This window comes from Pseudomonas proteolytica (assembly GCF_007858275.1).
In the GTDB taxonomy this organism is placed as follows: Bacteria; Pseudomonadota; Gammaproteobacteria; order Pseudomonadales; family Pseudomonadaceae; genus Aquipseudomonas; species Aquipseudomonas proteolytica.
In genome coordinates, this window is the sequence record NZ_VFEV01000038.1 from 1 (window position 1) to 15809 (window position 15809).

At 58.8% G+C, this 15809-nt stretch carries 9 protein-coding genes; 4 read left to right on the plus strand and 5 right to left on the minus strand.

Annotated elements, in window-relative coordinates:
• Positions 1-149: 149 nt before the first annotated feature.
• The gene (locus FIV38_RS23135; protein ID WP_092236853.1) at positions 150-1445 is read right to left on the minus strand and encodes an ATP-binding protein; all 1296 of its coding nucleotides are present in this window, start codon (positions 1443-1445) and stop codon (positions 150-152) included.
• 4 nt (positions 1446-1449) lie between these two features.
• Complete coding sequence (locus FIV38_RS23140) at positions 1450-2151, minus strand: response regulator (protein WP_070995281.1); 702 nt, start codon at positions 2149-2151, stop codon at positions 1450-1452.
• A 302-nt stretch (positions 2152-2453) separates the two neighbouring features.
• Between FIV38_RS23140 and FIV38_RS23145 the strand changes: the two genes are divergently transcribed.
• The 3 genes from FIV38_RS23145 (at position 2454) to FIV38_RS23155 (ending at position 7519) form a co-directional block, all read left to right on the plus strand.
• Complete coding sequence (locus FIV38_RS23145) at positions 2454-3611, plus strand: efflux RND transporter periplasmic adaptor subunit (RefSeq protein WP_029291529.1); 1158 nt, start codon at positions 2454-2456, stop codon at positions 3609-3611.
• 18 nt (positions 3612-3629) lie between these two features.
• Positions 3630-6722 carry an efflux RND transporter permease subunit gene (locus FIV38_RS23150; RefSeq protein ID WP_029291528.1) on the plus strand — a complete coding sequence of 1031 codons (3093 nt, stop codon included), beginning with the start codon at positions 3630-3632 and terminating at the stop codon, positions 6720-6722.
• A gap of 155 nt (positions 6723-6877) precedes the next feature.
• On the plus strand, positions 6878-7519 hold the full coding sequence (locus tag FIV38_RS23155) for a DUF1345 domain-containing protein (protein WP_092237473.1): 642 nt from the start codon (positions 6878-6880) through the stop codon (positions 7517-7519).
• A gap of 60 nt (positions 7520-7579) precedes the next feature.
• On the opposite strand, the gene FIV38_RS23160 is transcribed toward FIV38_RS23155, so the two are convergent.
• Entirely contained in the window at positions 7580-9733 is a 2154-nt protein-coding gene (locus FIV38_RS23160; RefSeq protein WP_235861049.1) for an autotransporter outer membrane beta-barrel domain-containing protein, read from the minus strand.
• 386 nt (positions 9734-10119) lie between these two features.
• Between FIV38_RS23160 and FIV38_RS23165 the strand changes: the two genes are divergently transcribed.
• Positions 10120-11451, plus strand: coding sequence for an IS4 family transposase (locus FIV38_RS23165; protein ID WP_092237476.1), 1332 nt, complete (start codon positions 10120-10122; stop codon positions 11449-11451).
• A gap of 45 nt (positions 11452-11496) precedes the next feature.
• Here the strand turns inward: FIV38_RS23165 and FIV38_RS23170 are convergent, their stop codons facing one another.
• Together FIV38_RS23170 and FIV38_RS23175 are read right to left on the minus strand one after the other, a co-directional pair.
• Positions 11497-13494: a hypothetical protein gene (locus FIV38_RS23170; protein WP_133715742.1), complete on the minus strand. Its 1998-nt coding sequence runs from the start codon at positions 13492-13494 to the stop codon at positions 11497-11499.
• A gap of 184 nt (positions 13495-13678) precedes the next feature.
• Positions 13679-15664 (minus strand): hypothetical protein, encoded by a 1986-nt coding sequence (locus FIV38_RS23175; protein WP_092236861.1) that lies wholly within the window; start codon positions 15662-15664, stop codon positions 13679-13681.
• Positions 15665-15809 lie beyond the last annotated feature (145 nt).

Genomic DNA, 15809 nt, shown 5'->3' on the forward strand with positions numbered 1-15809 from the left:
GCTTGTCCCCCGTTGGGCTGCGCAGCAGCCCCAAAACCAGCCAACTCTATTTGTCTGAAAAAACTCGGCGAGCTTGAGGGACTGGGGCTGCTACGCAGCCCAACGGGGGACAAGCCCCCTCGCCACAACAAGCCCTCTTGCCACACTGCTTAGGTGGGCAGCCAAAGCCGTAGGCGCGCGCCGCCCAAGGGCGAGGCTTGGGCGGTGAGTGTGCCGCCCTGCGCCTCGACGGCCCGGCGGCTGATCGCCAGGCCCAGGCCGAAACCTCCGGTGGCGCGGTCGCGGCTTCGGTCCAGGCGGTAGAAAGGCTCGAAAATCCGCGCGCGCTGTTCTTCGGGGATGCCAATGCCGTCGTCATCCACCCAGATTTCGCAGCCCTTGGCGCAGACCTTGACGCCAATCTGGATCCGCCGTTCGCAATAACGCATGGCATTGCGCAGCAGGTTTTGCAGCGCACGGGCGGTAAGGCGCGGGTCGAGGGCAAAACGCTCCATGGCGCAGTCCAGCACCACATCAATCACGATCTCGGGGTTCTCCAGTTCCTCGTCGATGCTGCCCAGGATGCTGTCGATAAACTCATCCAACACCACGTCCACCCGCTCGGGCAGTTGCGCCGGGTTTTGCAGGCGGCTGTAGGACAGCAGCTCCAGCACCAGCTCATCCAGTTCGCGGATGTGCGCCACCAGGCCTTGCAGGCGTTCGCGGCTGGCGGCCGGCTGGTCTTCGGAAAGTGCCAGGGCCAGGCCGAAGTCCAACCGGGTCAACGGGGTGCGCAGTTCGTGGGAGACGGCATTGAGCAAGTCGCGCTGCTGATTGAGCAGGTGTTCGATGTCGTTGGCCATGGTGTCGAACACCGCCGCCAGGCTGCCGATGTTGGAGCTGGGGGGGATGTGCGTACGCTCTTCCAGATGGCCGCGGCCCAGTTGCGCGGCGGTGGTCTTGAGGCGTTCCAGGTCGCGCCAATGGGGGCGCAGCCATATCAACAACCCCCCCAGCAACGCCGCGCCGATCAGCACGTTCATACTCCAGTACAGTAGGTTCATGTCCAGCGGGTCGGGCGGGATGGTCAGTTTGACCGCCAACTGCTCATTGAGCGGCGAGCTGATTTCTTCCATCCAGCCCCACTCCCCCAGGCGGATCACCGGTTTGCCCTGCTCCAGCAACCGCTCCTCATCTGGTGTATAGCGGGTGTCCTGGCGATGCATCAATTGCACCTTCAATGGCGCGAAGTCCCGCGACAACTGCTCGGTGACCTCGGACCAGCGCTCCACCGGCCGGCTGTGGTACTGGCGCACGATCAGGCTTTGCAAGCCCCGGGATTGCTCGATGTTGTAGTTCATGTAGCGGTTGTGGAAGACCTCGATGATGCCCATGGGGATCAGGTAGATCGCCGCGCTGTAGGTCACGATGGTCAGCAGGTAGAGACGGATCAGGACGCGGAACATGGTGTCAGCATTCCCACTCGGAACGGCTGAACAGGTAGCCCTTGCCCCACACCGTCTTGATCTTGCGGGCCTCGCCGGCATGGTCATCGAACTTGCGGCGCAGTTTGGAAATGGCCACGTCCACCGAGCGGTCGGTGCCGTTGAACTCGATGCCACGCAGGCGCTGCAGGATCTGGTCGCGGCTGAGTACTTCACCTGCATGCCGGGCCAGCACCACCAGTAGGTTGTATTCGCCGCTGGACAGCTCCACCACCTGCTCGCGCCAGGTCACGGAGCGCTCCGACAGGTCGATGCACAGGTTGCCCATCAGGATCTGGTCATTGGCCGCCTGTGGCTCGCTGAGGCTACTGCGGCGCAGCAAGGTGCGCACCCGGGCCAGCAACACCCGTGGCTCGCACGGTTTAGTCACGTAGTCATCGGCGCCCATTTCCAGGCCCAGCACCTGGTCATGGCTGTCATCGCGGGCGGTCAGCATCAGGATCGGCAGGCCCGCCGAGTCGGCGCGCAGCAGGCGGCAGACTTGCAGGCCATCAAGGCCAGGCAGCATCAGGTCGAGGATGACCAGGTCCGGTGGATTGAGCCTGGCCCGTTCGCGCACATGGTCGCCACGGCTGAGCACATTGACGTGATAGCCATTGCGTTCAAGGTAACTGGCAATCAGCTCGGACAGCGCGGCGTCGTCTTCGACCAGGAGGATGTTGGGCATGGTGTTTCCAATTAATACGGTTTTTTGTCGTACACAAATCCAATGTGGGAGCGGGCTTGCCCGCGATGGCGGTGCATCAGTCGCGGATGTATCTACCGACACACCACTATCGCGGGCAAGCCCGCTCCACATTAGATCGTCATTGATCAGAAGAGCTTGTTAGGATCCACAGCCGTGAAGGATATACGCACGTGCCCCGGCGTGCGCCGTACCTTACATTTCTTCACACACCGCCTACATAGCTTCACAGCACCGGGCCGGGGGCGCCCGTAGGATGCGCCAGTCAATATTGGGATAAGAGCATGTCAAAGAATCTGTTTGCGCCGTTTTGCCTGCTGGCACTGACGTTGGCCCTGGGGGCCTGTGGCAACTCTGCGGACGAAGCCCCGCAAATGCCCCTGGCCAAGGTACGGATTGAAACCCTTGAAGCCAAGCCCCTGTCCATCAGCAGTGAACTGAGCGGGCGGATTGCCGCGCCGCGCATTGCCGAGGTGCGCGCACGGGTCGCAGGCGTGGTCTTGCAGCGGGTGTTCAACGAAGGCCATGACGTGAAACAGGGCGACGTGCTGTTCCGTATCGACCCGGCGCCGTTCAAGGCTGACCTCGACAGCGCCCAGGCGAGCCTGCGCAAGGCCGAGGCCAATGCCTTCCAGGCGCGCCTGCAAGAGCAGCGCTATAGCCAGTTGGTCGAAGGCAATGCCATCAGCGCCCAGGACTACGACAACGCCCGCGCCGCCGCCCGGCAGACTGCCGCCGATGTGGCGGCCAACCAGGCCGCGGTGCAGCGCGCCAAGCTCAACCTCGGCTATGCCACGGTGACGGCGCCAATCTCCGGGCGTATCGGCCGCGCGCTGGTGACCGAAGGCGCCCTGGTGGGCCAGAACGAAGCCACGCCCATGGCATTGATCCAGCAATTGGACCCGATCCACGCGGACCTCACCCAGTCCACCCGCGAGCTCAATGACCTGCGCCGGGCCTTTCGCGCCGGGCATTTGAAGCAGGTGGGCCAGGACCAGGCCAAGGCCACGCTGATCCAGGATGACGGCAGCCTGTATCCGCTGCCGGGCAAGTTGCTGTTCGCGGAGATTTCCGTGGACCCGGGTACCGGGCAGATCATCCTGCGCAGCGAGTTCCCCAACCCGGACCTCGACCTGTTGCCCGGCAGCTTTATCCGTGTGCGCCTGGAGCAGGCGGTCGACCAGCAAGGCCTGAGCGTGCCGCAGCGCGCAATCACCCGCGACAGCGCCGGTATCCCCATGGTGTTGCTGGTGGATGCCGAACAGAACGTCAGCCAGCAACCGGTGGAGTTGGGCGCGGCGGTCAACGATCGCTGGGTGGTCAACAGCGGCCTGAAGGCCGGTGACCGCATCATCGTCGAAGGCCTGCAACACGCGCGCCCCGGTGAAAAAGTCGAAGTGGATGCCAGCCCCGAGCCTGTTGCCCAGGCAGCCGGCCAGTAATCAAAGGGATCAGAGACAATGCCGCAGTTCTTTATTGACCGCCCGATTTTCGCCTGGGTGGTCGCCCTGTTTATCCTGCTGGCGGGCGCCCTCGCCATCCCGCAGTTGCCGGTGGCGCAGTACCCCAACGTCGCACCACCGAAGGTGGAAATCTACGCGGTGTACCCGGGCGCTTCGGCCCAGACCCTGGACGAAAGCGTGGTCAGCCTGATCGAGCAGGAGCTCAACGGTGCCGACCACTTATTGTATTTCGAATCCCAGAGCAGCCTCGGCTCGGCCACTATCACCGCGACCTTCCAGCCAGGCACCAACCCGGAAATGGCCCAGGTCGATGTGCAGAACCGCCTCAAGGCCGTGGAGCCGCGCCTGCCGCAAGCCGTGACCCAGCAAGGCCTGCAGGTGGAGAAAGTGTCCGCCGGTTTCCTGCTGCTGGTGACCCTGACCTCCAGCGACGGCAAGCTCGACGACGTGGCGCTCAGCGATTACCTGGCGCGCAACGTGATGAACGAGCTCAAGCGCCTGGACGGCGTGGGCAAGGCCCAGTTGTATGGCGCCGAACGGGCGATGCGGATCTGGATCGACCCGCAGAAACTCATCGGTTTCAACCTGACCCCGGCCGACGTGAATGCCGCGATCACCGCGCAGAACGCCCAGGTTTCGGCGGGCAGCATTGGTGATTTGCCGGGTACCAACACCCAGGAAATCACCGCTTCGATCCTGGTCAAGGGCCAACTCTCCACACCGGCCGAGTTTGCCGACATTGTGCTCAAGGCCAACCCGGACGGCTCCACCGTGCGCATTGGCGATGTGGCGCGCGTCGAAATCGGCAGCCAGGAATACCAGTTCTCCACGCGTTTGAACGGCAAGCCATCTACCGCCGTCAGCGTGCAGCTGTCGCCGGGCGCCAATGCCTTGAGCACGGCGACCCTGGTGCGGGCGAAGATGGATGAGCTGTCGCGCTATTTCCCGGCCAATGTGGAGTACAAGATTCCTTACGACACCTCGCCGTTCGTCAAGGTCTCGATCACCAAAGTGATCTACACCCTGCTCGAGGCGATGGCGCTGGTGTTTGCCGTGATGTTCTTGTTCCTGCAGAACATCCGCTACACCCTGATCCCGACGCTGGTGGTGCCGATTGCCCTGATGGGCACCTTCGCTACCATGCTGTTGCTGGGGTTCTCGATCAACGTACTGACCATGTTTGGCATGGTGTTGGCCATCGGCATCCTGGTGGACGATGCAATCGTGGTGGTGGAGAACGTCGAGCGGATCATGGTGACCGAGGGCCTGTCGCCCAAGGAAGCCACGCGCAAGGCCATGGGCCAGATCACCGGGGCGATCATCGGGATTACCCTGGTGCTGGTGGCGGTATTCCTGCCGATGGCCTTTATGGCCGGCTCGGTGGGGGTGATCTACCAGCAGTTCTCGTTGTCGATGGCCACTTCTATCCTGTTCTCGGCGTTTCTCGCCCTGTCCTTGACCCCGGCCCTGTGCGCCACGTTGCTCAAGCCGATTGCCAAGGGCGAGCATCACACCAAGGGCGGGTTCTTCGGCTGGTTCAACCGCCGCTTCGAGCAACTGACCGACCGTTACGAAGGCTGGGTGGCCTATGCCCTCAAGCGCAGCGGCCGCTATTTGCTGATCTACCTGGTATTGCTGGTGGGCCTGGGCTATTTGTTCAGCCGCCTGCCCGCCTCGTTCCTGCCGGTGGAAGACCAGGGCTACACCATCACCGATATCCAGCTGCCACCGGGCGCGAGCAAGAACCGCACGGTGCAGGTGGCCGAGCAGATCGAGGCGCATAACGCCACCGAGCCAGGCGTCGGTGATACGACGATGATCATGGGCTTCAGCTTTTCCGGCTCGGGGCAGAACGCGGCGCTGGCGTTTACCACGCTCAAGGATTGGTCCGAGCGCAGCAGCGACGATTCGGCGGCCTCGATTGCCGACCGCGCCAACATGGCCTTCACCGAGCTCAAGGATGCGATGGCCTATGCCGTGCTGCCGCCGCCGGTGGACGGCCTGGGCACCTCCAGCGGCTTTGAGTTCCGTTTGCAGGACCGTGGCGGTGTGGGGCATGCGGCGTTGATGGCGGCGCGTACCGAGTTGCTGGCGGCGGCGGAAAAAAGTCCGATCCTGGCTAACGTGCGTGAAAGCGCCCTGGCAGAAGCACCGCAGGTGCAGCTTGAGGTGGACCGCAAACGCGCGAATGCCTTGGGCGTGTCGTTTGCCGATGTGGGCAATATCTTGTCCTCGGCCATTGGCTCGGCCTATATCAATGACTTCCCCAACCAGGGCCGCATGCAGCGGGTGGTGGTACAGGCCGAAGGTGACCAACGCAGCCAGGTCGAAGACCTGATGAAGATCCACGTGCGCAACGACGCCGGGAAGATGGTGCCGTTGTCGGCGTTTGTCGAAGCTCGTTGGGTCCAGGGCCCGGCGCAATTGACCCGTTACAACGGCTACCCGGCCATCGCCATTTCCGGTGAGGCCTCACCGGGCCACAGCACCGGCGAGGCCATGGAAGAAATCCAGCGCCTGGTCAGCCAACTGCCGGCTGGCCTGGGCCAGGAATGGACCGGCTTGTCGCTGCAGGAACGTTTGTCGGGCTCGCAGGCCCCGCTACTGCTGATGCTGTCGCTGCTGGTGGTGTTCCTGTGCCTGGCGGCGCTGTATGAAAGCTGGTCGATCCCCACCTCGGTGTTGTTGGTGGTGCCGTTGGGGGTATTGGGCGCGGTCATGGCGGTATCGCTGCGCGGCATGCCTAACGATGTGTTCTTCAAGGTCGGCTTGATCACGATTATCGGGCTGTCGGCGAAAAACGCGATTCTGATCATCGAGTTTGCCAAGGACCTGTATGACCAGGGTGAAGACCTGATCGAGGCGACGTTGAAGGCTGCACGCTTGCGTCTGCGACCGATCATCATGACCTCGCTGGCGTTTATCCTCGGCGTGGTGCCGTTGGCCATCGCCACCGGTGCCAGTTCAGCGAGCCAGCAGGCGATCGGTACCGGGGTGATCGGCGGGATGATCACCGCGACATTGGCGGTCGTGTTTGTGCCGGTGTTCTTCGTGGTGGTGATGAAACTGGTGCGCAAACGCAAAGATTGATAGCGCCACCCTGTAGGAGCCGGCTTGCCGGCGAAAAACCAGAGAGCGCTCCGGGGCATCAGGATAACCGCGTTATCTTTGATGATTTTCGCCGGCAAGCCGGCTCCTACAGGAATAGGCTATGGTTGCTCACCAAACCTGCATTTGTGAGCACCATGCCCTTTCTCGCCCGAACCCACCCTCGCCTGTCCGCCGCCGCCGTCCTGGGCCTGGCAATCGGCATCCTCGCGCCCTTCGATTCGATCCTCACCAAAATCCTGATCGGCTGGAACGCCGGGGTCTGGACCTACCTGATACTGATGCTGCGCCTGACCATCAAGGCCAAGGCCGAAGACGTCAAGCGTATCGCTGAAATCGAGGACGAGAACGCCGGCCTGGTGCTGTTCATGGTGTGTATTGCCGCGATTGCCAGCCTGGCGACCATCGCCTATGGCCTGGCCGGCAGTAAAGACCTGGGCACTGCCGAACGCCTGCTGCACTACGGCTTTACCGGGGTGACGGTGATTGGCTCGTGGTTGCTGATCGGGGTAATTTTCAGCGTGCATTACGCCCGCCTCTATTACACCTGGGAGGGCAAGGAGCCAGCGCTGCGTTTTGCCGAGGGACCGCTGACACCCAACTACTGGGACTTCCTGTACTTTTCTTTCACCATCGGCGTCGCCGTCCAGACCTCGGACGTGGGCGTCGCCACCCGCGCCATGCGCAAGGTGGTACTGGGGCAATCGTTGATCGGGTTCCTGTTCAACACGGCGATCCTGGGCTTCTCGATCAATATTGCCGCCGGACTGTTCGGCTGATCCCTAACAACGCCCACAAAAAAAGGAAGCCGAAGCTTCCTTTTTTTGTGGGTGGGGGTCTTAGAAGTCGTAACGAATACCGAAGTTGACACCCCAAGGCTGATCGATCTTCTTGCCTGTGCTGGTTTCAAAGTCCGCGTGCACCTTGACGTTCTGCGACACCGACATGGCAACACCGGCGGCCAATTCAACCCGTGAACCCGACAGGTCATTGTTGAAGCTTTGATCGTTGATAAACACCTTGTTGCTCTGATCAAACTCATGGGCCACCGCAGTACGCAGGTAAGGCTGCAACACACCGCCACTTTCCAGCTGGATGTTCTTGCCCGCAGTCACACCCACTTTGCCGACCACGCTGCTGGAGCGATCACCTTTGGCCTTCAGGCCATTGGACAGCTCATAGCTCTGCGCCTGGGTGATCGTGGCGGACAACTGGCCATACGGTTCAACGAAGAAATCGTTATCCAGTTTGATGTGGCGACCGAACTCGGCCGACGCGCCCACGGCGTTTTGCGTGTAGTTGCCCTTGGCTTTTTTACCATCACTCATGGTCACGTCGTTCTCAGTGTGCAAGCGGTTAAGCTTGGCCACACCATCGAAGTACAGACCACTTTCAGCGTCCAGCCAGGTGGCGTAACCACCCACGTAGTAGCTCTTGACCTCGCCACTGCTGCCTCGGGTCAGGCTCAGGTCCGAGGTACTGTGGCCGCCCATCACGCCGGCAATCCACTGACCATCACCACCGGACAACGGCGCGTCGGCACCGATGGTAAAGCCCTTCTGGACCTGCTTGTAGCCCGCGCCGTTCTTGTTGCTTGCCACGTCGAATTTATTGCCGTAGCTGCGCATCCACAGGCCGTTGCCAGCGCCTTCGCTGAAGCGTAATTCGCCCATGCGCGTACGCAGGATGCTCATCTCGCCGTACAACACGGTCGGCGCGCTGTTGAACAGGGCGAGTACCGAGTGGGCGCTGGTGCTGGTGCCACGACGGGTCGGGTCGAGCAACCAGTCGGTGCCCTCCTGCTTCAAGCCATAGGCATAGGCGCCGACGTCCACGGTGTCACCCACCAGGGAAAAGTGCGCATCGCCGCCTTCGGTGTGCACAACCTTGATCGGCTCGCCACGGGCCATCTCCGAGCCGGTAGCGGCCAGCATCAGGCTGTGCTGCCCCTCAGCCTTGCCCTCGACGTTGAGGAAGTCGGTCTGGTGGGTGGCAAAGTCGGTGTGCATGATGAACGTGCCCTCGCCTTCCAGGCTCTTGACGTTCAATTGGTAGAACTCATCTTCCCCGCCGAAGTGCACGGCGCCGCCGCCCATCTTCAAGGCGTCGACCTGGCTGTCGCCCACCAGGACCCAGTGGGAGGCATCGTTCACGCTCAACTCGGCGACATTTTTCAACTGGCCGGTCAGCCAGGAGCCGTTGTTGAGCTGCACCTTGGCGCTGCTGCCATCCTCGACAACCACGTCGCCCACCAGGGCGCTGCGGTCAACGTTCATGTTGGCGGTGGAGCCACCGGTGACTTCCAGGATGTTGCCGTTGCCGCCGGTCAAGGTCGAGCCATTGAGCACCTGAATATCAGCTTCGGTGGCACCGTACTCATCACCCTCGACCAACAGGGCTGCGCCGTTGCGACCTTCGACATGGGACCCGTCCAGCACCAGGTTGCTGGCATTCAATGTTGGCGATTCATACGATAGGCGCACGCCATTTTCGCCACCCGTGATTCGGCTCGCCGAGGCAGTGACATCACCGCCATAAAGCAATACACCGATACCATCTTCGTCAGTGGCAACAACATCTGAACCAACGAAGTTAATCTGGCTGAAAGAGGTGGTACGTGCGCCTTGCGTCGAGCCCTGTACAAGGCTGTTGAAAACGCTGACGCTGGACCCGTTACTGCCCATGAAGTTGCGTGCAGCGAGAATACCAACGCCATTCTTGTTAATAACGCTGCTGGCATTGACCTGCATCTGGCTGCCTTGCAGGTTGATCGCATATTGAGCGGAGCTTCTAGCCTCTACCGTGGCACCGTTCAGGTTGATCTGCGACCCCTGGCTGGCGTAGATATCCTGGGCCTTGGTACCCGCATTCAGCGTCAGGTTGCCAGCCGTTACTCTTGACTGTTTCAACTCGGCCCCGTTGGAGATCAGGTGCGCATTGCTGTCAATGACCCAGTCGTCGATCCTGCTACCGGATTGAATCGTGCGCTCCATGCCAGGATGAAGGGTGGTAGTTGCGTGAGCCAAAAAGGAGCCCAGCATCAGGAAACTGGCTGTTGGCACCTGAAGAGCAATTACCAGAGGGTGTTTTTTAAAAATAGTGTTGATACTCAATGCATGTATACCCGTAAAGAACCTTCCCCGCAGGGAACGAATTGACCGGCACCACGTGAGATGGGTCCAAGCCATGAGGCGCGCAGGTTAGGTAAGTACGGAGTACAGGTATGTAGGATTTATCTTTAAGCATTGATCGAACAAATATTTGCTAACCGTAGAAAAAAAGAGGAGCCAAGCTTAATGCCGATCAGTTAAGCCTTCTCGCTTGACCTTTGGCCGCAAGAAATCAAAATCCGATGCCTGTACTGGCATCGGATTTTTTTATGCGTCTCGCTCGGGCACTGGAACTGACCCACAACATCGCCTCTACCCCCAACGCCATCGGGGGATTGGGTGCTTTGCTCGATCCTTCTCTGGTCGAACAGGCGCTTGAACAAGCTGGTATGGCGACGCTGCGCAAGCGTCGTTTGCCTCTGGAAATGATGCTCTGGTGCGTGATCTCCATGGCGTTCTTCCGGCGCATGTCGGCCTGGGATGTGGTCAGTCGCATGAATATCATGTTGCCGGGTCAGCGCCCGTTGGTAGTGCCCAGCGCCGTAGTCCAGGCCCGTCAGAGATTGGGCAGCGAAGCTGTACGACAAGTCTTCGATTTGACCCAGAAAAGTTGGCATGAGGCAGCCGGTCACCCGACTTGGGCCGGTCTGCGTTTGTTGGGTGTCGATGGCGTTGTCTGGCGCACGCCCGATACGCCGGAAAATCGGGCGCGCTATGACTCCGCCAGCAACCAGCATGGCGACACCGGTTTTCCTCAGGTGCGCATGGTCTGCCAAATGGAGTTGACCAGCCATTTGCTGATTGGCAGTGCGTTTGAAGGCTACCGCAGCAACGAAATGAAACTGGCCGAGCAACTGATCGAAACCACCCCCGATCACTCGCTGACGCTGTTTGATCGTGGTTTTTACTCGTTAGGTTTACTGCATCGGTGGCAGCAGGCAGGTGTCGAACGCCACTGGCTGATGCCGCTGAAAAAAGGCTCGCAGTACGAGGTGATCCAGCGTTTGGGGCGTCAGGATGCGATTGTTTTGCTGAGCACTTCGCCGCAGGCCCGCAAGCAATGGCCTGGGTTGCCGGAGCAGCTGACCGCGCGACTGCTGAGCAAAACCGTCAAGGGCAAGGTGTGTCAGATTCTGACCTCGATGGCTGACCCACTGCGTTTTCCTTCCGACGAGATCGTTGATCTGTACAGCCAGCGCTGGGAAATCGAATTAGGCTTTCGGGAAATGAAGCAGACGCTGCTCAACAGCAGCTATACGCTGCGCAGCAAGACACCCGAGATGATCGAGCAAGAGTTGTGGGGCGTGTTGTTGGGCTACAACTTGTTGCGCTATCAGATGGTGGAAATGAGTCGCCACTGTCCTGGCATTTACCCGTGCGAAATGAGCTTTACCGCGTGTACCTGGGTGATTCTTGGGTTTATCAACAGCGTCTCGGCCGACCGTTCCGGGAACATCCCCAAGTATTTGGCCGAGCTTCATGCTTCAGCGCCGCACTACGTTCTACCGCATCGACGTGAGGAGCGCGTTTATCCTCGGGCGATTCGGCTGAAATCACCGAAGTATCCGATCAAAAATAAAAATGCCAGTCAGCTTAACTGACTGGCATTAAGCCAAGCTCCTCTTTTTCCATTCACGGTCTAACGACTAAGGCCACGGCGAACCGTCGCAGTAAGCTAGGCCCGGAATCACACCGCGTACCAAGTACATCGCCTCCGCAGACGCCACGGGTGTTGGGATCCCAATGATACTGATCCTGTAGGAGATTTTTGCCGACCCCATAGAGAGGTTGGCTTGATTGATTGGTTTTACGTAGGTGCCATAAGGGCCCACCGGCACGTTGAAACCGACCTGCGTTTGCTGGAAGTTCAGCGGCCCGAACGCAAAGGTTCCTGTCGCGCCAGGAATAGGCACAGCACCATCGTCATCGCTGCAACCTACCCAATCCAGATTGACGATCATCCCTGGCTCAAAGTGCTCACTGGGCGGTACGAAGACCTGAAGGATACGGTTGGGTGCCGGTACTGCTTTACACCCGATTTCGCCAGGCGCCACGCCGGGGATTTCGGACAATGCGTCGACCACTTCAGGCGCCCGGAGCGAAATCACATTCGCAGTGACGTTAATCGTCTGGTTGGGCGATGAAGCCCGGTTGTGTGTTGACGCAAGGCGGATGTCATAGCGCAGTGGGATCAGGTTGTTGGAGTGCCTGCGGATGTAAGGCCACGCAAGGACCATAGGTATTTCATCACCAGGCATCGCGCCGACGTTGTTGACCGACACGCTATCGACCAGTTCGTTCATGTAATACAGGTCAATGTCAAATGGCTGCGCCGAGGGTAGCGGCATAGCGCTCCACAGGCGCACCACCACGTCGGCATCCATTTCTGCGTCGAGTTCATTGAGTTCGTTGGTCAACCCCGAACCTCGACCCGTCAATACGGGTAATGGCAAGTTGGGGTTTACCAGGTCCGGCTCCCAGGGATTGATCGGGCCGCCCACTTCCAACTCAAGTTCAATATCGGTCGGGGCTGGCACCCAGTGCAATACGCCGTGGCGGTCGACCGCATACTCCACCCGCAGATTAATCGCGCCGGTGCTGGTCCCGTACAGGGCAACGAGTGTTGGAAAGTCGATATGGACGTTAAAGGGTAACGGCGATCCACCCAGCGGGTAAGGGCCAATCTCGCGGACGCCATGGACACTCGTCAGACGCACACGAAACGCGTCTGATGCGCGATCTGCATCGTAGCTAGGGATAATGACAAACATCCCTGAGGAGGCGGCGGTATCGGCCCGATCGATCAGGCGGTCACCTACCCCAATCAGCGAGATGGCATCCCTGACACCTGCCAGGCCAAGTGTAGGTGCAGGGTTCAGTGAAACCGTAATGGGCAACTCGAAGGAGGGTTCACTCCGATTGCCCGCAGCGTCCACGAGCCTGTACACCAGCTTTATGAGGCCATCCCCCAAGTCGGCAACGGCTTGGGGGAACCGCACTTGCATATCAGGGAATACGGGGCCTTCGGCGACGGGTTCTGCCGAGTCGCTGTTTTCCTTAAACAGCAACCACCGATCACCCGGCCTTGCACCTTCGGCCACATAGTCGGGTATACCGAACGGAATGCCGCCAGGGTTCGCGTCCAAATAGGGCTGGGTGATAGACCCCGGCCAACCTGCGGGGAGCGTCAACCGGCGCGGGCCGTCTGGAACGCTGTCATAAGGCGCGGTACGGTCGATGACCAGCGGCATTTGAAATGATCCAGAGTCGTTTCCCGAACTTTGAACGATACGGTAGCTGATGTGATGCGCGCCCTCGGTAAGAAATCTTCTAGCGATTCGTGCGGTGTAGTGCGTGGGAAAAGGAGCGGTAAAAAAAACGGGCTCACTGATGATCCGCCCGGACTGGAAATCCCCGACATCGTCCAAGTGAACATCCAAGGTATCCGCCCTGGCAGGTAGGGTGGGAGTGGGTACCCAAAGAGCAATCATTACCTCCAGAAAGTCTTGGTCAGCTACCGCTCTACTTATCAACCCAGGGTACGCTACAGGGTCTACCAGACCTGTAACTTCTGGAGCAGGCAAAACAATAGGAACGGCGGAAACACCCACGGATGTATTACTTGCTGCTGGATTTTTTTTCATGATTTTTACTCTTCAGTTAAGTGCCATGACATTTCATCAAGCGTGTTTGCGTCTATAACAATTATTCCTTCGCATTCGAATTACTTACAAACTTAATACGGCAATTAGAGACAGATTTTTTCCCCGGCAGGTACTTGCCATAGCGCCTACTTTTGCACCGACTATGTTAAGTGCCGAAACCAGATCAACTATTGTCGTTGCATCCCTCTAGAGAACCATCACAAAAACCCGCATCGCCAGGCTGGCAAATCTTCCCGCTACCGGGAGACACCCGATCAATGCGCACCCGACCGACCACAGAGTCACCAATCAGCGCCCCACCGCGCCGGACAAAAAACTCAGCGGTGGCCGACGCAAAGTTACGCATAGGTTCTATCTTTGTTTCCCATGGCCAAACTCTGATACTCAAACCACTGGCTATATCATCGGCACTCAGTAAAACGGTTGAGCTAAAATCCGTGCCATCTATAGGATTTTCCCAAGCGTTACTTAAAAACCCTTGCCAGAAAAATTCAATTTCATCCCCAGGCAGATAACGTGAATCCGCAAGGATGAACCAATAGACACCATGACAGATCGAAGGCTTTGACTCACAAGTAAGGTAGCGTGCAGGGCCATGCAAAGTGTGCTCGATCAATGGCGCGTCAAACTTTACAAGTGGCGCAACATGAACATTAACTAGCGTTTCCGGCGAATGTTGTTCGTTGACGCCATTACTGGTGGTGTAATAAACCGGAATCCCAGGATCGTTGCCACCGCCGACAATCACGCTGCCTGAAACATCCGTGAATTGAACAGGCTGATCGGTTACATCACCCGCTTGCACAACATAATGAGCAACCGGGCCCACACCGTTCCAGTACAACTCAAGGCGCTCGCCGGGTTGTGGGTCTTGATACAACCTGACCCACACTTCAGCGCCCAATTCCCGATCACGAAAATCAAGTTCGTTATGTAAGCCCGATCCTTTGCCAAAGACATCGACCAAGGGCAATGTATCGTTGCGCAATGCTGGCGCATTGACATGGTCTTGTCCGGCGATCGTCAAGTTGACCCAAATAAATCTCAATGGCGATGGAAAAGGTGGCCGACCTGGGCGATGTATTTCGTACTGGACCGGCACTTCCATAAGTGCCAATGGCGCGGTACCGCGTAGAACATCCCAAGGGATTTCCACTGCAAACGGAAAATGCGTGATTGGCTGGGGTGGGAGTACTCGGCGGCCATCCCAGATCATCACCACACTGTCGCCCGGTGCAAAGCCGGTGTACTGGTTTTGAATCACGGCGGCAACACTCGCCCTGGCATCATCGCGTTTGATCAGAAAGTCGTTGTAAGCCGGGGGGCGAATTTCCGGTGGTAGCAAATTGACCGGGGAAGGCATCAGGTTGACCTGAAAGTTCATCGGCGCACTGAGAACAGTGAAATTTCCGGCTCGATCATAGAGGCGGTATTGCAGGTAGGCCGTACCGTTGGGCAACGTGCGGAAATCATCCGCAGGAATTCTGAGGATCAGCGGCTCACTGATCGTGGGAAACTCCTGAGTGCCTTTCTGAATCGAAGGAAACGGCGGGGTGTCATCATCCAGGTACCACCCTGCTAGGTCACCTTCAGCACGACCGATGTAGTTCGTTAATAGCACTTCGATAAAAGGGTGGGTCGCCAGTACCGCCTCGGTAATACCCGTCAGTTCTATCGACGGATCCACGAACTGTGCCTTGTCATCCGGGTGCTGAAACCTCGGTGGGTTATTGTCGACAGTGAGGGTGCGTGGCGCAGAAAAAATGCGAGTTCCATCTTCGGCTAGCACCTCGTAATACACCTCCACCACCGCGTCAATTTCCCGCATGAAATCCACTGGGATATACAGCGAATAAGGGAAATCGGCTGGATTCAAGGGGCCGGTAAATGACTGCGAACTCGCTTCGACATCAATGCCTTGAATTCTCCACCATAGTTTGAGGATATGGGTCCTTGTTGGTGACGGTCCTGGAACCCACTGAGGAATACGACACTCCAGGGGTTGCAGCGACACAGCCAGTGGAATCAAGCCTTGGGGATCGCTTGGGTCGACACCGACGATTTCGTCAAAATCGTCGAGCATCGTAATTTTTTTTACGGTGCGGGCCGTTGCAGTCGGTGCCAAGCCTGGTGTTTTCAGTCTGGACATGTGGCCTTCCCTCAGGGTGGTGTTGAAGGAATTAAACGCCGGAATCCCCCCTTCGGATACTGTCAGAACTAACAGGTAAGGCACTCCACTCGTCGGATTTCATCCTATGGCGCCTCTGCGATTTGCCTTCGCGGCCCTTGACTAT